Here is a 19583-nt window from a genome sequence, read left to right as displayed (position 1 = left end):
GATTTCATCGGCGGCGTCCTCCGAAACCTCCGCCACCAAAGCGGCGACCGCCGCCACCGAACCCGCCGCCGCCGCTGTCGCGGAAACCGCCGAAGCGCTGGGAACCGAGGGACTGGCCGAAGCGCTGGCTGCCGAGGCTGTCAGAGCTGTTGCGGTTGAGGGGGCTGCTGAAACCGTCGTTTGACTGGCCGAAGCCGTTGCTACTCCGGTCGGAGAGGCTCCCGCTGCTTGACTGGTTCCAGCTGCGGTTGCCCCAGGATGATGCGGCGGTGGTATTGTTGTTCCAGCCACTACGGTCGTAGGAGTTGTAGTTTCCGTCCGCTGAGAGGCTGTGGATATTGCCTTGATGATCGGTCATGACATTGCCGTTGTTCCAAGCGACGGCGTTGCCGGTCTTGACGTTGCCGGCAACTCCTCGGTTCACTCCGGCGGCGTTGCCGGTGTAAGCATTGCCAACCACTCCCTGCTGGCCGGCGGCGAAGCGACCGGTGCTTGGATTGTAGCCTGCACCCTGACGACCGGCAGCGTAGTTGCCGGTGTAGGCATTGCTCACCGCACCACGTGAACCGGCAGCGCGTGCGCCGGTGTAGGGGTTGAAGGCGGTGGCGCGTTGGCCGGCAAAGGAATTACCGGTCCAGGCATTGTAGCCGGATACTCCGGTGGAGCGCACGGCGGTTCCCCAGTGGTTGTAAAAGCTCGTCGAGTTCACGTTGACATGACTGTAGCCGTAGCCCCAGCCGTGACCGTAGCCGCCCCAGTAAGGATGGGCCCAGCAACCGTAGTCGACCCCCGCGGCGAAACCGTAGGCGAAGGCGGTGTAAGCACCGACCGCCATACCCCAGCCGTAGCCGTAGGTGGGGGGGTAGCCGATCCAGTTGTCGTCGATGATGACCGGCGGATAAACGTAGCCCGTTCCATTCACGACCACGCCGTCAGTCGAGACCACGGCACCCGTGTAGCCGGGGGTGTAGCCGGTGTAGACATCCTCCGGCGTGAACCCGTAGACATAGCAGGAGGTGACGTAGAAGATCGGGCTGGAAGGGGGAATGGTGTAAATCTCATCCGGAACGTAGGTGGCCGCGGCCCATGGTCCCTCGGGTGAAGTGGAGTCAAACCACAGTCCGCCTTCGTTGGCGTAGTAGGCGTGCGCATTGAGCATGATCACCGGCGTGACGCTGTTTTTCGCATAGTCGAGCGAGGTGCCTTCGATCGGGACGAAGTCGGGCTCCCCGTTGTAGTTGACGGTCAGCGTGGCTTTGCTGCGATCGACGGTGGCGGTCTGCGGAATACTGCTGGCGATCACGGCCTCGCGGGACTGCGGGGTGCCGACGACCGAGGCGAGCACGTTGGATTTGGGGTGATCGACAGGAATGCGTTGGAAGTCGCTCGGAAGGTCGCTGCTGGAGACGAAGGTCCAAGGCCCGTAGAGGGATGAGGCGCTGAACCAGCGGCCTGAGATCAAGGCGTAATAGAGGTCATCCTGATCGTCCATGAAGAGCGCGTTGTTGGTGTTCGTCACATAGAGCAGGTCATTGGTGCCTTCGACGGGGACCACTTGCGCCATGCCGGTGGTTTGGACGAGTTCGGCAGCCTCGCTTGAAGTGTAGAGGTGGAGGGCGGGGGTCTCGTCGCCGGTCGCATCCATCGGGTCGACCTTCTTGGTGGCGAGGGCGAGCTTCAGGGCTTCCTCGATGTCGGCCGGCGGATTGGGGTCGCTGACGAAGGGGCCTTCAATCGATGGCGAATTATACCAAGTGCTGGAGGCGTAGGCGTAATACTTGGAGTTGATGGTGTTCAGCAGCAACAAAGCCGGGGTGTTGATGACACGCTGATAGACCTTGTCGAGTGGCTTGAGCACCGGTGGTCCATCGATCAGGACAAGGACGGATGGCTGGGTGGTGTAGATCATCCGCGGGGGAGTGTTCTTCACGTCGACAGCCACCTGCTTCTTGACCTCGCCGGAAACGACGAAGACGGATTCGAGGTGATCGAGCGGAATGGTTTTCGCCGCCTGTGGCAGGTGGGCACCCAGGATTTTCAAGTAGTCGCTGTTCTTGTCCGGCTGGGTCGGGAAGTTCGCGTCGCTGAGCATGAAGTCCTCCATCGTGACGAGCCGGTTGGGCTTGTCGATTTCGGTGCGGGCGGAGTAGGCGACCGTGCCGTAGGATTCTTCCTTGCTGCCGGTGGCGCGGACACCGACGGCGAAGCGGCCGGAGATTTGATTGCCGGTCCAGGTGCTGATCTGAGGTTGGAAGACGGCGAATTCCTCGGCTCCAACAGTGAAGGTGCGCGGCCAGGAAACCGTCGCGGGATCGAGCGCTGGCTGGGATGCTTCAGGAGTGGTTGCGTCCTGCGCCAACAGACTTGGAGAGGAGCAGAGTAGAGGGAGAACGGAGACCAGGATCAGGCTGCGGATGGGGTTCATGGGATGATGGGTGAGTTGTGCTCGAAGCTGGAAATTAATCGCTCGAAAGCATTCGGAAGTCGATACCGAAATCGGCTGGATTCCCGCCTTGGGGGATTTCCGCATTCATCATGCGAGCTTAGGGAAAACGCGTCTTCAGAGCTTCTTCAAGCCATGAACCTACCTTCTGGAATAGGGCTGAGAATGGATTCAATGACTGTTCGAGTCGTCTTCTTTACCCGCGACCTGCTGGGCCACCTGAATGCCCACCAGACGGGCCACGAGCACCACGATGATGATTTGGCCGAGGATCGCTTCGGTTTGACAAAGTACGGTCGCACCCATGGATCGCGGAGTGATGTCCCCGTAGCCGACGGTCGAGAGCGTCATGAAGCTGAAGTATTGGAAATATCGGGAATTTTGATGGAAGGTGTTCGACTCATTGATGAGCACTCCCGCGAAGGAGCCGGGTATCAATGAATCGATGATGGCATAGAGCGATCCCCACAGCAGGCCGACAAGAATGTAGAGGCACAAGGCGGAGCAGATGACATTCCCGGTGACCTTTCTGACCTTGAGCAGCCGGTGTCCGAACGAGAAGATCAGGATTAACAGGAATCCTGCGATCGCCACGGAGGCGAAGTTTCCCTTATCGGAGATGATTCCCAAGGTCTTCAGCCACAAAAGAATCAAGGCAATCCCGAGAACGATCGAGGCAAACTCGATTCTCTTTCTGGATTCCGCCATCGCTCCAATGGCTGAAATGAGGGTGAGCGAAAGCGCACTGGAAACGATGAAGTCGGCGTAGGGCGCCTGATCGAAGAAGGGTCCGACGACCAGATACAGGAACAGGCAAAACAGCAGATTTCGAAACCCGTTTTTCTCCCAATACGATCGGTTTCGCTGGTGGATTTTCGAGGTCATGGATGGGCTCCCTGCAGGAGAGATGGGAAATGAGGCGGCAATCAGAGTGATCGGCTAGATCAACTGAGCGGGGATGGACCACTCCAGGAGGGCTCCACCGCGGCGGAATTCAGAGACATTGAGCAGGATTAGCGAACCTTTACGAACCCGGATCGTTCCTTCTTCTGATCCAAGCAGGGCCTCGGCCAGAAGTCCGAAATCTGGCTGATGGCCGACAATCATGACCGAGGAGTTGTCGCTTCGTGCGGCGAGTTGCTTCAGCACCTCCTCGGTCTCGGTCTCATAGACGAGCCAGGGGACGGTCTCGAGCGGGACTTTCAAGGCGGCGGCGACGGGCTTTGCGGTCTGCTGGGCCCGAAGCAGCGGGCTTACGAGAATGACTTCGGGTTCTATTCCCTGAGAGCGACAGAACTTGGCGACCCGTTTGCATTGTTTGATGCCTTTCTTGGAGATGGCACGGTCATCATCATTCGCAGCCTGGGTGGCGGCATCGGCATGCCTCAAGAAGTAAAGTTTCATGTTCCTGTTGATCAAGATGTCTAAATGCCGGAGGCGGATCGAGCAAGTGGGATCCCTTCGGGTGGTCATCTTGAGGCCGGGATCGGGTTCGGGCGGTTTCGAGAAGCGGCAAGTTCGATCGTTTTGACACACTGGCTCTAACGACGATCTTGACTCTTTTAATGAGCAGGTAATCCTCGGCTGCTACCGAATACGCCATGTCAAAAGAATCCAAAGAAAGAGCGGCCATGGGAATCGATGGAAAACCGCTTCCCGTCCTGCCGCCTGATCGTGATGTCCGCGTGTGGGCGAAGTTGGTGAGGGTGATGTTCTACACCCCCGGCTTCCTTGCCCTGCTGATGTTGAAGGCAGGTGAGCCGACCGGTTTTGGGATTACCGTTGAACTGCTGATGCTCTCCAGTGCGGCGGCAGTGGTCGCGGGATTGTTTGTGGGAAGTCAGGCGGTTGGCGGGGGGATGGATCATCCCTCCAGGATTGGCGTCTGGAGTGCGTCACTGGTGATGGAGCTTCTTTGTGTGGTGCCGTTCTTGTGTGCGGTTCCACCCTTGTTTCATCAGCTTGCCAACAGTGAGCTCCTACATGTTAGGGCTCCTGGTGCGGAAGATATCAGCCTTGGGGTTTCCGAATTGCTCCCCGCCGTCGCGGTCTTGCCATTCATGCTCTACCAACTTGCGGGATTCGGAACACTTTCCTATGTCGTTTCGAAAACCGCAAATTGGATCATCAACCTGGCTGTCCTCGTGCTGATCATCGTCAGCTATGTGGCCAACCGCTTGAATAATTTCCATGCGGAGAAGATATTCGTCGGACTGCTGGTGCTTGGCATGGCGGTCGCCATGTTCCGCGGTGTGATGAAGCTCAAGCAGATGCAGATCGACTACATCGCTCGTTGCCCGGTGACACCGGAGAAGGAGAAGAAGGGCAAAAAAGAGAAGCTTCCTCCTGCCGACGAAGCTCCTGGTGAGGCCTGATTCGCACGGGCCTTCGGGCGTATCATTCAGGCGGATTCCGAATCGTCAGCCAACAGCATCTGAGGGACGGAGATAAAGCGGTAGCTGAGCTCTTCACCGGGCTCCCGCACCAGAATCCAGATCAGGTCGAAACGCTCGTCCGGCCAGCGGTGGGGGACGTCGTCATGATTGACCAAGGGGAAGTGGCGCACGATTTTCGCCATCGTTCCGTGATGCCAGACGATCAATACGGGCTCTGGTTGAGCGAGCACCACCTGGGGCAATTCCTTCTCATGTCCGTGGGTGTGCGAGTCCTCGATCTCGAGTTTCAAACGTTGGGCCGTCGGGGCTGCGGTGTGGATCTCCCGCTTGCTCTTGGCATCCTTCGTGGGTTTGGTGGCAAGGATGCGGCCCGGGCGCACCACATGGGGATGGGCCTTGGAGGGCGCGTGGGCAAACAGGCCAGCAAGGGCACCGGCTCTCGTCCAGCCCTGCACGGATAGCGAATGGCCGTCGTGTTCCCCGTGATGGTTAACGCCATGGGGTTTGGTGCCCTCTCCGGGTTTTTCGCCATGACGCACGAACATGATGATATCAGGGGCTTGTTGGTCTTGATGATTTGACATGGGAAATTGGGAATTGTGTGAACTTTCGTTTTCAAAGGCTGGAGCTTGCAATCTCAAATTGGGTGCGCTGAAGGATTCCTTATCCTCATGGCTTGGTTTCGGGACCGCCCTGCGGCTGGGAAAGTGAGCTTGACGGGTTCGCAGGAACCGAAGGGGATTCCTTGCCAAAGGCATGAAGTCCGGTGAGCGCGAACTGGACGCCCATCGCGAGGACGATCAGGCCCATGAAACGAGTGAGAGTGTCCCGCAGAAAACCGCCTCCGGACTTTGCTTTTCCGAAGCGTGCGATGAGTAGCATCAGCAACCAGGTGGCGGTGGTGGCGACCGCGATGGCGATAAGTGCCGTCAGCGGAAAATCCAAACGGGTATGGGCAGCCGAGAGGGTGATGACGCCAGTGATGGTGCCGGGGCTTGCGGCGAAGAGGATCAGAGGTGTTAGGGAATTCGCGGACCCTGAATTGCCTGAAGACGGCTTGCTGCTCAGCATCGAAAAGCCCATCCAGGCGAGCACGCCACCGCCGGCGACCATGAAGGCATCCAGCGAAATGCCAAAGGCATCAAGCAGACGTGTGCCAATGAGAGCGGCGATCGATAGGATGACGAGGATCGCAAGGGAGGCCCGCGTCGCATCGGCGAGTTTGTCCTTGAGCGCCTTTCCGGAAGTGGCCTGCATGAACATCGCCGCGCAGATGCCGGGATTGATCAGGGGGAGCATGGTGGCGATGGCTTGCGGTAGATCGTTCATGGCATGCTGTCAGGAAGCTGGGTTTTTTCTCGTTCGCTGCCGAGCAGGTGGAGATGTCGCCCTTGGAGTCTGCGATAGAGGATTTCGATGATGAAGGATCCGGCGATCATGCCGACGAGGATCCAGAGATGGTTACGAAACCAGCTCTGCCCATGAACTGTTGTGCGGTGGCGGAAAGGGCGTTGTCGCTCTGCAAGGCGACCTCGGCGAAGCTCAAGTGACCAACGACGACCATCGAGATGAGGATGTAAATCGCGATCACCATGATAACTCCGCCAAGGTAGGCGATGGATGGAGTCGACCAGGTTCCGAGTTTCGACTCCTGTTTCGATGGCATCGCAGACAATCAGGGAGCTTCTTCAGGCACGGGCTCTCCGCCACGACCAGGGACCTCCGATTCGTCCAGCGTGGCGACGTAGGCGACCATCGCGAGGATCATCAGAATGACGCCGACCCAAAGAAGCCACTTGTTCTTCTTGTTGAAAACGCCGCCGGGTTTGGATGGGTGTTGAGACATGAGTGCTAGGTGGTGAGAATTGGCCCTCTTTTCCAGCGAAAAGTCGCGTCAGGGACCTCGAGTATGGTTCGAATCACTCTGAATCCGCGGCTTCGGGAAACATCAGCAAGGATCCGATCAGGAAGCAGATCGCGCCTTGAAGAGTGAAGGCGGTGAAAATGGTCATCCATTCAGGGTGGGCGGGTCCGGGGAGCACGAAGCAGAAGAAGGCAGCAATCATGAAGCCGATGCAGCCAAGAAGGTTGATCACCGTGATCCACCACGAGAGGCTGGTAGGTTTCCAGGCACCGTGAGCGTGACAGGTTTCGATGAAACAGAGGTAGCCTGAGGCGAGAAAGAAGATGGATCCGAAGAAGTCCGGAACCCAGATCTGGAGGTCCTGCTGGAACCACGAGAGCGATGTCTTCATCGCATCGAAAGTATTCAGGTTGAAGAGCAGGGTTCCGGCAAACTGCAGCGCGCTTGCAAGCCAACCGATGTCGCGTGGATGCCAGCCGAAGAAGGAGCGTTGGGCGACGGTGCCGTCGAGACCCGGAGCGTTGGCCGATTGATAGAGCTGGAGATAGGCGGCGGTGGTGAAGGGGATCGAGCCGAGGAAAAAGATCAGGTTGATTCCGTTGTTGGTGATCGTTGTCCACGCCGCGAGACCGGGGGCCAGCAGCAGGATGCAGCCAAGCGCGAAGAGGCTGGAACCGATGGCGAAGATACCACCGATCCACTTGTTCAGCTTCCGGAGGTCGGATGGCGGGGAGATGCCGCCACCCGCCGTGGGCTGGTGCAGTCCCTTGCGATGGCGGCGGGATTCCCAGATCCGCTCGACGTTCTGCGCGTCTCTGTAGACCCTTCGGGTGACGAAGGGCCACGGGCCGCGTGCCTCGATGAACTCGAGGACTTCCTTGCCCGGCCGGGAAGCCATGGATCAGCAGTTTTTGTGGGTCTTGCCCTTGTGATGGGCATGAGGTGACTCGAAGCCCTTCATCTTATCAAAGTGTTCAACGGCGGCCTTGAGATCGGCGAGCAACATGTCGGCAAGGTCGCGGCTGAAACCCTCCCTCACACAGACCCGCAGCACGGCGAGATCCTGCACTTTCGGCGGCATGGTGTAGGCCGGAACCTGCCAGCCGTGCTCGCGCAATTTGTCGGAGAGGTCGAAGACGGTGTAGTGATCGGATTTTTTAAGGGAGAAAGCGAAGACCGGGATGGTGTCGCCGCGGCTGAGCAGTTCGAAGGGTCCGAGCTTCTCAATTTCGCCGGAAAGATAGACGGCCGTATCCCGCATCGCCGACATGATGTTGGTGTAACCTTCGCGTCCGAGGCGGAGGAAGTTGTAGTACTGGCCGACGATCTGGTTGCCGGGTCGTGAGAAGTTCAGGGTGAAGGTCGGCATGTCGCCGCCGAGGTAGTTGACGTGGAAGATGAGTTCTTCCGGCAACTCTTCATGCGAACGCCAGACGACCCAGCCGACGCCGGGGTAAACGAGGCCGTATTTGTGGCCGGAGACGTTGATCGATTTGACCAGTGGCAGGCGGAAGTCCCATTTGAGATCCGGATGGAGGAAGGGGGCGACGAATCCTCCGCTGGCGGCATCGACATGGATGGGGATCTCGTTGCCGGTGCGGGCGTTGTATTCGACCAGGGCCTCGTGGATGGCTTCGACCGGTTCGAAGGCACCGGTGTAGGTGACGCCGAGGATCGGGACGACCGCGATGGTGTTCTCGTCGATCACCTCGAGCACCTTCTCCGGAGAAATCTCATACTGGCCGGGCTCCATCTCGATGTAGCGCGGCTCGACCTCCCAGTAGCGGGCGAACTTTTCCCAAACCACCTGGACGTTGTTGCCCATGACGATGTTCGGTTTGTCGGCTGGTTTGCCCAGGGCTTCCATCCTCTTTCTCCACCGCCACTTGAGCGCCATCCCTGCAAGCATGACCGCCTCCGAGGAGCCGATCGCCGAGGCACCGACGCCGGTGTCCGGGGCGTTGAAAAGCCGGGAGACGATGTTGACGCAGCGTTCCTCGAGCGCGGCAGTGAAAGGGTATTCGTCCTTGTCGATAAGGTTCTTATCGAAGGTCTCGGTCATCAACTTCTCGGCCTGAGGCTCCATCCAGGTGGTGACAAAGGTGGCGAGATTGAGTCGGGCATTGCCGTCGAGCATCAGCTCATCGTGGATCAAGCCATAAGCAGTGTCCGCATCCATGCTGTCCTCAGGCAACTCGAATTTGGGGACGGATTTCTCCATGGCGTTTCTGCCGTATAGTGGGAGGAAATTGCTTTGGGACGATGGGTCGTCGTTCTTTTTGGAATGAAGCATGACGGTTGAATTATTCGCTTTTCATTCGGATGAGCAACGCTGGGTTTTTAAAGTGGATTGCCGGATCTTTGGTATAATTGTGGCGAGCCACAGATAAACGTGGAGGTGATGTGGTGGTGGCAAGGATCATCAACGAAAACAGGCCACCTCGTGAGAGGTGGCCCGTGTGGTTGAGAGTCGGATCAGGACCTTCAAGTCGTCACCTTGTCCGGTGGCCCATTAGTTGACGGTGGCACCCCAAGCATCCCAGGCGGCGGCGGAACCGGCACCCATGGTGTCATAGCCCGTGCCATATTGCCCGATGGCCTCCATGTTGGCGGCGTTGACCTGAGCATCGGCCTGCAGATCCTTGTAGCGCTGATATTGCGCAGGGCCGCCGATGTAGGCTTGAGTTTTATCGGCGTTCGGGACGACGTAGTACTGTTTGCCCTTGTGGGTCACGGAGCTCACCTGACCGGCTGGCAATTTGGCGAGCTCGGCTTTTTGGGCGGGTGTGGTGGCGGTGATGCTTTTGAAGCCGGCATCAAGGGCCATGCTGCCGGTCGTCGGGGCGCTGGTGGATCCGCAGTTGGTCATGAAGGTGGCGATCGCAATCGCGGCGAACATCTTAAGGGCGGTCTGGATGGATTTCATTGGTTCAGGTTGGATTGGTTGCGAGATGATAAGAACTTCTCAGCCAGACGGGTGCAAGAAACTAGTGATCATTTCAACACCAACTGGAGCGCGGGAATTCGCGGCTTTGTAATTGCGTGGCATTACCATTAGGGAGACGGGAAGGGGCTCGGTCGAAGACGGTCACCGCCTTGTCGAGCCGATGGCCGGGGAACTTCGTATCCGCCCTTCGGAGGTGAATGGAGGAGAATCGATCAGGACAAGCGCATCACGCATGAGGCGTCCTTTCAGGACGCGCAAAATTTGATCTTTGAAGGCATTGGCCTGAAGACGGAACAACGAACGTTGGTGTCGGTTCTTGGATGGCTTTCAGCTCGCCTAGAATCTAACCGCGATTGCGCTGCTCACCAAGGTGTCGTGGTGCTGACGGCCGGGGGCGGGAAGGTTTTCGTAGAGGTAACTCAGTCCGAGGCGCCAGATCAGGCGGCCGGTGAGTTTGGTGTCGAGTTCAGCGGAGCCGACCAGGGTGAAATTCTGAAAATCCGCGAGCTCGGAAGTGTAGACCAGCGACTGATTGAAGCTGAAGCGCTCGTTGAACTTGTGGCTGAAACGCTCGGCCGCGATCATTGAGATAAAGCTCGAGTTGATGCCTCCCGAATTTTCGAAGGTATAGGAGGGGCCGGCTTCGAAGGCGAGGGTGGTATCGTCCGATTTGATCAAGGAGTAACCGGCAATCACCGCTGGAGCGACGCGGAAGTCGATCGCCGCCGGTTGATCCCGCAGGTAGGCGATCGAGGGGCCTAGGTAGAAAGGACCATCGAAAAATTTGTTGTATTGAAGCCTCGAGGCGACGCGGTCCGCGGAGGTGGCACCACTGTCCTGGGAGTAGTTGTAGGCCAGGTCGAAGATCAGTTCATCGTCGCCATCGCGGTAGATGCTGTTCCAGGCGAGGTTGATTCCGTAGCGGTCGCCGTTTCCTTGATTGAGCGAGTAGCCGAGTGCCGCGATGGAACTCCAACCGTCCTTTTTTTCATCCTCGGGCTCTTCATCCGGCATCAGACTGCGGCGCTTGGAAGCGTTCTCATCAGGGTCGGCCAAACCGTTGAGATCATAGGCAAGGCCGAGCATCAAGGCGGTGTCATCGCGGCTTTTGCCTGGTGCCGGGGTGTCATCGAAACGATAGCGGAGAAAGGTTCGAAGGGACCACTGGCGGGTGATCCTTGTTTCCAACCCGGCCTCGAATTCAACAAGGGCGTCGGCGGGGTCGTCCGCGCGTGGGGTCCAGAGGAGTGATTGCCACACCTTCGAAGTGTTGGAGAACTTGTGCTCGAAACGTTGGGCGAGACGCACGGTCACGAATTCGCTGAGAATGCTGCCCTGTTCTTCCCACGCATATCCGGGGCCGATCTCGAAGCTGAGTTTGGTGTGCTCACGATTGATCGCGCGAAAGCCGAGAAGCACGCCGGTGTCGATGCGGTAGGCGATGTCGGCGATCTGGTCCTGATAGTAGGTGCCGTGGGCTCCGGTATACCAACGATCACTGAAATCATTGTTGAATTGACCGAAGAATTTCAAGTTGTCGGTGTTCTCAATTCCGTTGTCCTCGGCCTTGAAGTAGTCCAAACCGAAGTAGGCTTCATTCCCATCCTTCAGGTAAGAGCCGAGAAACTGTAGTGAGTAGGCCAATGAATCGGAATTCCCGTCGGAGAACGTTAGACCGGCTGCACCGGTGAGCTCCCATGGCGACTCTTCTGCCGTCGCGGAGAGGGCAGAGCCAAGGAATAAAGTAAGAATGGGGGCAGTGAGTGTTTTGATCATCTCGATTCCTGGTTGAACGAGTTCGACCAGTAGAGGAAAGGCAGTTTTGTTAGACGATGTGATGCTTGGTCTCTGACGACTGATGGGTTCAGGCTTTACCTGGCTCGGGAGCTGGTCCGCCGCCGAGAGATACTCCGGGATCGACGCTGCGAAGGTGGAGGTCCATCTGGGGAAAGGCGATTTCGATGCCTTCAGCGGCAAAACGTTCGTGAATCTGGTGGTGCAGTTCGTTGGTGACTCCGAGTCGATTCTCCATGGATGCGAGATAGGTTCGGATGGTGAAGTTCAGGGTACTGTCGCCGAAGGCATCAAAGATCACGCTGGTGGCCGGGTCCTTCATGACGTGGGGTTGGGCATTGCATATCTCAAGGAGGAGATCCCTGACTCGGCGGGTATCCGATCCGTAGGCCACACCCACCACAATTACGAGGCGGTTGAGTGTCGTCGAGAGCGTCCAGTTCAAGAGGCTCCCGGTGATGAACTCCTTGTTAGGAACGATGAACTCCTTCTGGTCCCGATCGATGATGGTGGTGGCACGAATCCGGATTCTTGAGACCACACCGGTCGTCCCCGATACGGTCACGACATCGCCCACCCGGATCGGGCGCTCGAAGAGGAGGATGATGCCGCAGACGAAGTTGGCCACGATTTCCTGGAGGCCGAAGCCGAGTCCGACGCTGAGCGCGGCGACGATCCAGCCGAAACTCGACCAGTCGACTCCGAGTACGCTGATCATGAGGGATAGCCCGAGGGCGACGACCAAGTACTGGCAGAGGGAGATGATGGTGTAGCGAAGCCCCGCATCGAGTGGGAGATGACTCAAGAGTCCGATCTCCAAAAGGCCTGGAAGATTTTTCGCCCCGATACTCGTCACGATCAAAATGAAGACGGCAGGAATCAGCGCTCCGAGACTGATGCCTCCCACGAGCTTGATGTCGTTCAGGCCCTGCAGGGCCGGCAAGATATCCGCCCAGCCGAACCAGATGGCGATGGCCACCACCGCACCCACCACGAAGCTGATCAAGCGGCGTGTTTGCTCTCCGACCTCTTCAAAATCGATGGCGTCCTCATCGAATTCCTGCAAGCCGCTCTCGTCCGTTGATTCGGAGGTAACTCCCTTGGAATCCTTGGATTCGGCCTCCACGCGTTCCTGTCGCTCGCGAATCCGCTGCTCGAGAACCAGCCGTCGCTCCCGCATGCTGAACCAGCGCATGATCAATGCGTAAGCCACCGCACCGATGCCAATAATTTCAATCGTGAGCCGGAACTGTCTCATCAAGGTCAGGCCTGTGAGGATGTATCCTGCCATTGCCAGAACCATCAAGATGAGCGGAAAGGAGACAAAGAGGAAGGTCCAGAACTTGTGCAGCCGGGCGATGAATCCTTCCGGATGATCCTGGACGACAAGGCAGATGACCCCTCTTTCCTTGTCGAGCATCCGGCGGAGAAAGAATGCGACCCACAGCATCACGGCGATGAAGGTGAGGCGCCCGATGCTTGCGAGGTGAGCGGCACTCTTCTCGTTGAGGCAGATGGCGGCGACGATACTTGCCGGGATATACAGGAATGAAATCCAGGTCACATTTTCCCGCAGGCTCGACAAAGCCTGGCTATTCCAGCGGAAGTGCTGCTCGGCGACTCCTCCTTTGCGGCAGAAGGCGCGGGTAAAGAGGACTACTGCGAGAAGATAACCCGAGAAGAAAAGCCCCTCTGCCAGCCCTTGCAACCAGTCGGAGGCATCAGGTGTCTGCAGCAATCTCCAACCTATAAAGGTCGGTATGATCGCATAGGGCACCACCAGAACCAGGGTGAGCAGGAAGGCCTGCAAGGTGTATCGATATCGATCCGTCGAAATTTTTCGGACCTTGTGTCCCAGATCTGTGATCTTCTTTTTGCAGCGCGAGCGTGTCAGGATCAGGAACAGAAAGAGTAATGCCGCCAGGGTGATGAGGACGGGGGAATGATCTCCAAGTCCGATCAATGCGGTCTTGAGTTCCTCGTAATGATTGGCTCCGAAAAGCCATGCAAGCCCACTGGGAAGCTCCGTGAATGTGGCCAGGCTGATGGGCTCTGAACTACGCACCCAGAGAAGTTTTTCATTGAGAAAGGCCTCGGCTTCGACCGTCAGCTCCGCCAGTTGCCTCAGAGCCAGATCATAGTCCCCCTCTTCGGTGAGAAGCCGGCGATACTGCCCGTTGAGCTCTTGGAGAAGTTCATTGCGCTTTTCGATGAGGGCGATGAGTTCCGAGAGCACCCGTTCGCGTGTCTCGCCGATCAACAAGGTCTCTGATTCCTCGAGCAAATTGGCGGCGACTGTTTCAGGTAAGGGACGCAGGTCCTTTTGATTCTGATAGAGATTCAGCCGTGTTTCTGCGACCGCCGCCCGTGATCGTTTCAAGTCGGAACGAATGGTGCGCAGATCCGGCATGAGTCGCCGCTGATCAATGAGAAGCTCGCCCTGAGCCCCGCCCACGCCTCCAATCCCAATCTCTGTTTTAAGTTCATCGTGTTGCTGCTGCAAGTCGGCCAGCCGGGTTTCAACAAAGTCCGCCCTCTTTGAAGCCGTCGCAATTCTCAGGCCGATTGCTTCGAACTTTTTCGCCAATTCCGAGATTTCCTCTGCCACGTCACGGACGATTTGAGGTTGGTCTTCGGCGTCGGTGCGGGCCTGCTCGGCGAGCATGGCCGCATCGTTTACCGAATCGGCGAGCCGTTTGTCGGCGAACTGCTGGATGGCCAGAGTCTCCGCCGCGGCATTCGCCGCGAGGCGGCTGGCAAGGTCACGTTCTGCCTGGGCGAGGGCCGTGCGCTCATCGTAGCTGAGTTGCTCCTGCTCGAGGGCTGCCAATTCGGTCTCAAAAGCTTCGATCTGCAGGAGTGCTTTTGCCAGGGACGCCTGCTCGATTTCCGTCGCGCTTCGTTTTCCTCTCAGTTCGGCCGCTTCTGCTTCAGCTGCCGAGGTCCCCTGTTGGATCGCGATGATTCGATCACGAATCGCAGCGGGCCTCGTCAGCTGCGTTGCGATCCTGTCTTCGAGATCTTCAAGTTTGCTTTTAGCCTCCAGCGCGGCCCCGCGCGCGGCGGTCAGTCGGCTGTTGATCTCATCGATGTCGGCATCGCTGGCAAGACCAGCGGGTGGAGGGCCATTCGGATCGGCTTTCGAGTCCAGCTCCGGGGTGGCTTCAAGAGTCGCCCGGATTTTATTCGTGGCCTCGGGCGCGGAGCGAATGGCGTCTTGATACGTTTCCAAGAGTGCCCGCTGTGTCTCGGTGCTTTCGATGATATCCAGTGCTTCCTGGTAACGATCCACGAGGGCCTCCGAGGCGGGATCATCGGCATTGGCGGCTTCCTTGGCAGCCTTCAGTCGGGCTTCGACCCAGTCCTTGTTGTAAATCCCAGGGCTCCCGTTTGCCTCGGCCTCCCGGGCACTTTCGGCTGAAGGGATCGCTGCTGCGGGTTCAGCAGCTGAGCTCGCTTGCTCGGGAGGGCCAGGCGACTCCGTCGGTGTGTCCTGTGCCTTGATCGACGAAACCGCTCCCAGAATCGCGCATCCAAGAACGCAGATTTTTGGTCCGATTTCCGGAAGTTGAAATATCGATTTTGTCATCAGTAGGAGGGTGTATGAGCAGGATAGCGGCCGAGAGCGGGGGAAAAGCGATCAACAAGCCAAAGGGGATTCCTTTGGAGATTTCAAATCAAGAATCTTGTCCCGCCTCCGCTTCCCAAGTCGGAGACCTGCTTCACTAGTTCGAGAGACCGGCAGGTGCGGGAGCACTGAGCTTGGTGAGTTCGAGGGCTCTTTTCACGAGCCATGGATGAAAGGGGTTCCATTTCTGCCGGAGCATGTCGGCAGGCGTGATCAGAAGGGTGCCGCGTTCGCCACGCAGAGCCCGATTGCCGAGTGTCGGAATTTTTCCGCCATCGCCACTGCCGTAGAAGGGGTCATCTCCGGGGAAAGGAAGGGCAATGTGGGCGAGCGAATAGATTTCCTTCGGCCAGGTCATGTCGGTGTTCTCGATACTGACCGTTGATTGTCCTGCGGCCCGCCGTCTGATGGTGACGGCTTCGGTGGCTTCTCCTTCTTCGCCTGAATTGCTGACGATGCTCAGCGTGAATTTTCGATTTGAATCGGATAGGATTTTTCCAAGGTCCTCGGAAGGGTCTTTTGCAAGCAGGTGGTCGATGATTTCCCGGTGATTGATGTCGAAGAGAACCAGTTCGTGGTCATTCTCGGGAAGACGATCAAAGAGCCGGGACACGACTGCGGGGGCGGAGACGGTGGCATCGACGACGGACTGGAAGGCGAGCATCCTGGGGAAGTCATCGAGTTCTCCTGCTTTCGACATGCGTTCGAGGCGACGGTCAATTTCAAGTGTGATGCGATAGGCGAGGTTCCCCGCATTGACGGCAAAGGAGTTGTATTTGTAGGGATTGTATTCGTAGAGAATGGACGTCCATGCGAGTTTTTCGAGGCCGAGCCAGTGACCGAGGCGTCCTTGCCATACGGCGAGCGCCGCGACCTTGGTGATCCCGATTTCCGGCGAAAGGAGGACCAGCCCATCGGGTCGGGGGAGCGATTCATCCTCAAGGCTTTCGAGGGTATAGACGACGGTCAGTGCGCCGCCGTTCGAATAGCCGACGACATAGAACGGCTTGTCACCGATACTCTTCTTCAGATGCACGGCGGCCAATCGAACAGCTGCGGCCATGTCTTGCCAAGTCATCTCGACCAAGCCACTCGGCGCGGTGCCGTGGCCGGGGATTCGGAGACCGATGACGGATGCACCCGCATTGTGAAACTCTTCAGCGAGGCTTCTCATGCTGTAGGGCGAGTCTGTCAGGCCATGGAGGAGCAGCACTCCGGCTTTCGGATCTTTCTGTTCAAGCTGGAAGGTGCGGTTCCAGTTGGTTGGCATGCTCGTCGGATCGGTGAGGCTTCCCTTTTGATAGCGGTTGACGCTGTGGGCATCACCGGGTGGCGTCTTCTGATAGACTTCCCGCTCTAGCTGATCGAAGAGGCGGTCCTCGAGTTCGAGATACCCGGCGAAGTCGGTGACTCCTGAGTTTTCCTCGAATTCCTCATCCAGATCGACCTCCTGCCAGAGACTGAGATTCGGGCGGCTTTGAAGCACATAGACGGCGATGGAAATCAGTGACACGAAGGTCACGAGAAGGCCATAGCCAAGAATTCGGCGGACGATGATCAGGGCGGAACGAGTGGTCTTTTTCATGCGAAGGGGGAACATTAAAAGTGCCAGGTGAATCCTGAGGAAACCTTCCATTCGAGGTCTTGCTCGGAGAGGGGAAGCTCAAGCCCGAAGGAAAGCACGTAGTGGCGATCGTGGCCAAAGGTATAACTGGAGCCGAGATCCATCGTATGCTCAAGATCGTCGGTAAGGAAATTCCACTCAGGCTTGTAGGTGATACCAGCCGCCCATTGACCCGAGAGTCTGACGGCGAATGGGAACTTGAGCTCGAGAGTGCGAACGTCGTAGATGCCTGCGTCGCTCGGGGTGAAGGTGTACTCGGCATCGATGCCGAGAGTGATCCGGTCCGTGGTGTCCCAGCGGAGGATGAAGATCGATTTCAATTGGAAGGCCTGATCACCCAATGCTGGATCTGACGCGCTGTCGAACTTCGCATTGACACCCGCTCCCCAGCGCAAGGTCGGTAAGAATCGGCCCACCAACCCAACCCGGGCTTCGAAGTCACCAAGGCCACTGACATGGCTGTTGCCATCGTCATTCTGCTTCAATGGCACTTGGAGTTGGTATCCGAGTCCAATCCCATTGTGCAGATGGAAGGCATCACGAAATGACGACTTGAATTCAATGGTTGAAGCTCCGCCACGATCCTCTTCATAACTGAGCTCTGCTGAAACCCAACGATCAATCAGAGTGGGATCGAAGGGGGTGAGCCACGCGTTTTCCATCGTATGGCGGAACCACTCGATCGGTTCCTCGCGTGCGATCAAAGTGGTGCTCGGAGTCTGGGCGGCGAGGACACCCGCAACGGCAGGTCGGATTGCCGGTTTCACCAGGCGCGTTCTTACAAGTGACCTCATGAGTTTGCTTCAGGGTCTTGGAGCTCTCGTGCCTGACCCCCGGGAGAGGTGCCAGGTCGCCGAGAGCTCCGGTTGAACCATCATCAAGATTTCAAGTTGGCCGGAGCGGGTCAGTCACTCCCCACGGTTTCGGCCATTTCTTAATGCCAGTGATTCACAAATCGAAGTTGAAACCAAGGAACACGCCGCCCATGGCGATATCATAAACGAAACCACCGTCTTCATAGTCGGTATCGTAGTAGCTGTAGCCGATTTCGGTGCTGAACCTGTCGGTGAATTGGTAGCCAACAGTCGCTTGGGCCGACCAGAGCAACTCCGAGCTCACGCCAAATCCACCGATGTCCGCTTTGCCAGCGAGGAACCACTTTTCGGTGAAATTCCACTGACCACGGAAGCCGATGACAGGATCCACCCATGTCTCGGTTTGGGAGTCATAGATCGCCGGCTCGAGGGGGAAATTGATGAGATCGGCCTGCGCCCTCAGGTCGAAGGACAGAGAGTTCACCCGGGCTCCCACGTAGAGATCGAGGAAGCTGTTGGGCTCGTCCGTAATCCGGTAGGTGACGAGCAGGTTGCCGAGTAGCTCCGTATAATCGAGGTTGGCAGAGAGGTGTCGTGGAGTTGGGCGACTGCCGGTGATATCCAAATCGACGTAGACGGCGTCTGCCAGAATGCCCCAACGGTCCTTGCGGGCTTCGAGTTGCATGGCGAACAGCATCTCGATATCGTATGTTTCGTTATTATTGCCACTGCTACTGAGGAGATCGCTGACATCGAAGTCAATTTCGGTGGTTCGACCGCGAATGCCAAGGGTGCCATCAACCCCGGGGACCCAGAGATAGGGCTCGATTCGGAATTCCCAATCGCACTCCGACGATGGGGGAGTCAAGGTGGGTGGGGCTGTGATATCGCTGGGCTCGGATCCTGCGATGGCGGTGCCCAAGGAGGTGCAACCAAGGGCAAGCAGGCGTAGCAGGGATGCAGGTACTGGTTTATTCATGGATTATGTGTTGAAATGATGGGTTATTGACTTGCTTTGGTTCAGCGCATCTCGTTCAGGAACTTCTTGTAATCGGAGTTCTCCCGAAGAATACCACGACCATTTTTGATCAGGGCATCCACTTGTTCGTTGGTGAGACTGAAGGAGGTCGGAATCTTGTTCAGAAACAACCTCATCTGGGCTTGCTGGACGTCTTCGAAGTCAATTTCGATGAAGTGGGGCGTGACCCTGCGGCCCGATTTCGACATCGTTGCAGCCCAGCTATAGAGCTCGTTCCTGGCCATTTCGATGCTGTCCGTGTTGTAGCGGCGCAATTGGACATTCGTCGCTGCGTTCATTGCGGTGAGGACGGACGGTTCCTTGTTGGATTCGTCCAGCTCGCTCGCTTTTTCAGTAGATGCATTGACTGCAAGGAAGACGACATGTCTCGGGGTCCTGATTCGGGTCTTGTTCTGCAGGGCGGCCGGGCCACCGGAAATAGCCACGATGTCGCTAATGGCACGTAGGCCTGTGTTGTCGGTGATTCCTCCATCCACGAAATGGATGTACTTACGGGTCTCCTTATCGTTGTAGGACTGCAAGCCGTTGTAGAGCAGGCGGAAATTGGAATCCTTCCTCATCTTTGCTGCGGTATTGGCGGGCCAACGAAAGTCACCACCAGGGGGGTTGGGATAATTCTCGATCACTACCGGATTCAATACGACCGGAACGGCAGAGGATGCGGCAACCGCCCGAGCGACCGGGAAACTCAAAAGATCGGAACCGAGGAAACTGAAATATTCCTGAATGAACGAGAAGCGTACTCCTTCCGCCAGGTCAGAGCTATTGATGACAATCATCGGGAGATCCGGCTTCTGCATGTCGGCAAAGGTTGCGTTGTGAAACAGGGATTTCTGGTAGTATTCGATCGCTCTCTGGGTCCGCCCTTTGGAGCCGAACCAGTGAATGGGATTCAACAGGCTCTTTGTCAGCTTCCCCTGAACGTTCGCCCGCAGGAATTCATCTTCGAAATCAGTGAACAACTTTTCACCATACAATCCATAGTAGGCCGCGGTGAAGCTTCCCCCGGATACCGATGAAATGAAGTCCACCT

17 protein-coding genes are annotated in these 19583 nt (G+C 57.4%); 1 reads left to right on the top strand and 16 read right to left on the bottom strand.

The features are described 5' to 3' along the window. Window positions 1–4: 4 nt before the first annotated feature. The 3 genes from WBG04_RS15955 to sixA all read right to left on the bottom strand — a co-directional run bounded on the left by WBG04_RS15955 (window position 5) and on the right by sixA (window position 3847). Window positions 5–2425, bottom strand: a complete 2421-nt coding sequence (locus tag WBG04_RS15955) for a carbohydrate-binding family V/XII (protein WP_424315470.1) — start codon at window positions 2423–2425, stop codon at window positions 5–7. Between the two features lie 189 nt (window positions 2426–2614). Beyond that, complete coding sequence (locus tag WBG04_RS15950; RefSeq protein WP_424315468.1) at window positions 2615–3328, bottom strand: potassium channel family protein; 714 nt, start codon at window positions 3326–3328, stop codon at window positions 2615–2617. Window positions 3329–3382: 54 nt separating this feature from the next. Next, a complete protein-coding gene (gene sixA / locus WBG04_RS15945; RefSeq protein ID WP_424315466.1) occupies window positions 3383–3847 on the bottom strand; it encodes a phosphohistidine phosphatase SixA in 465 nt (154 codons plus the stop codon). 197 nt (window positions 3848–4044) lie between these two features. Here sixA and WBG04_RS15940 point away from each other — a divergent pair, with 197 nt between their 5' ends. Then, the gene (locus WBG04_RS15940; protein WP_424315465.1) at window positions 4045–4818 is read left to right on the top strand and encodes a hypothetical protein; all 774 of its coding nucleotides are present in this window, start codon (window positions 4045–4047) and stop codon (window positions 4816–4818) included. A gap of 26 nt (window positions 4819–4844) precedes the next feature. On the opposite strand, the gene WBG04_RS15935 is transcribed toward WBG04_RS15940, so the two are convergent. From WBG04_RS15935 to WBG04_RS15875, 13 genes are all read right to left on the bottom strand, one after another. After that, on the bottom strand, window positions 4845–5423 hold the full coding sequence (locus WBG04_RS15935) for a hypothetical protein (RefSeq protein ID WP_424315463.1): 579 nt from the start codon (window positions 5421–5423) through the stop codon (window positions 4845–4847). Between the two features lie 85 nt (window positions 5424–5508). Continuing rightward, window positions 5509–6168, bottom strand: coding sequence for a MarC family protein (locus tag WBG04_RS15930; protein ID WP_424315461.1), 660 nt, complete (start codon window positions 6166–6168; stop codon window positions 5509–5511). A 106-nt stretch (window positions 6169–6274) separates the two neighbouring features. Next, window positions 6275–6505 (bottom strand): hypothetical protein, encoded by a 231-nt coding sequence (locus WBG04_RS15925; protein ID WP_424315459.1) that lies wholly within the window; start codon window positions 6503–6505, stop codon window positions 6275–6277. A 9-nt stretch (window positions 6506–6514) separates the two neighbouring features. Then, a complete protein-coding gene (locus WBG04_RS15920) occupies window positions 6515–6685 on the bottom strand; it encodes a hypothetical protein (protein WP_424315458.1) in 171 nt (56 codons plus the stop codon). Window positions 6686–6758: 73 nt separating this feature from the next. Then, window positions 6759–7601 (bottom strand): hypothetical protein, encoded by an 843-nt coding sequence (locus WBG04_RS15915; protein ID WP_424315456.1) that lies wholly within the window; start codon window positions 7599–7601, stop codon window positions 6759–6761. A gap of 3 nt (window positions 7602–7604) precedes the next feature. Continuing rightward, a complete protein-coding gene (locus WBG04_RS15910; protein ID WP_424315454.1) occupies window positions 7605–8996 on the bottom strand; it encodes a glutamate decarboxylase in 1392 nt (463 codons plus the stop codon). Between the two features lie 219 nt (window positions 8997–9215). Continuing rightward, window positions 9216–9629 (bottom strand): hypothetical protein, encoded by a 414-nt coding sequence (locus WBG04_RS15905; RefSeq protein WP_424315452.1) that lies wholly within the window; start codon window positions 9627–9629, stop codon window positions 9216–9218. A 357-nt stretch (window positions 9630–9986) separates the two neighbouring features. Next, the gene (locus WBG04_RS15900; protein WP_424315450.1) at window positions 9987–11426 is read right to left on the bottom strand and encodes a DUF481 domain-containing protein; all 1440 of its coding nucleotides are present in this window, start codon (window positions 11424–11426) and stop codon (window positions 9987–9989) included. Window positions 11427–11514: 88 nt separating this feature from the next. Then, window positions 11515–15033, bottom strand: a complete 3519-nt coding sequence (locus tag WBG04_RS15895; protein ID WP_424315449.1) for a mechanosensitive ion channel domain-containing protein — start codon at window positions 15031–15033, stop codon at window positions 11515–11517. Window positions 15034–15169: 136 nt separating this feature from the next. Next, window positions 15170–16657 (bottom strand): alpha/beta hydrolase, encoded by a 1488-nt coding sequence (locus tag WBG04_RS15890; protein ID WP_424315447.1) that lies wholly within the window; start codon window positions 16655–16657, stop codon window positions 15170–15172. 14 nt (window positions 16658–16671) lie between these two features. Then, on the bottom strand, window positions 16672–17463 hold the full coding sequence (locus tag WBG04_RS15885; RefSeq protein ID WP_424315445.1) for a hypothetical protein: 792 nt from the start codon (window positions 17461–17463) through the stop codon (window positions 16672–16674). Between the two features lie 181 nt (window positions 17464–17644). Beyond that, on the bottom strand, window positions 17645–18490 hold the full coding sequence (locus WBG04_RS15880; RefSeq protein ID WP_424315444.1) for a hypothetical protein: 846 nt from the start codon (window positions 18488–18490) through the stop codon (window positions 17645–17647). 41 nt (window positions 18491–18531) lie between these two features. Beyond that, on the bottom strand, window positions 18532–19583 hold a 1052-nt coding region (locus tag WBG04_RS15875), incomplete at its 5' end, for a patatin-like phospholipase family protein (RefSeq protein ID WP_424315442.1).

This window comes from Haloferula sp. (genome assembly GCF_049672945.1).
Classification (GTDB): Bacteria; Verrucomicrobiota; Verrucomicrobiia; order Verrucomicrobiales; family Akkermansiaceae; genus Haloferula.
The sequence above is the reverse complement of the archived record's forward strand: the minus strand, read 5'-3'. Positions and strand labels throughout refer to the sequence as shown.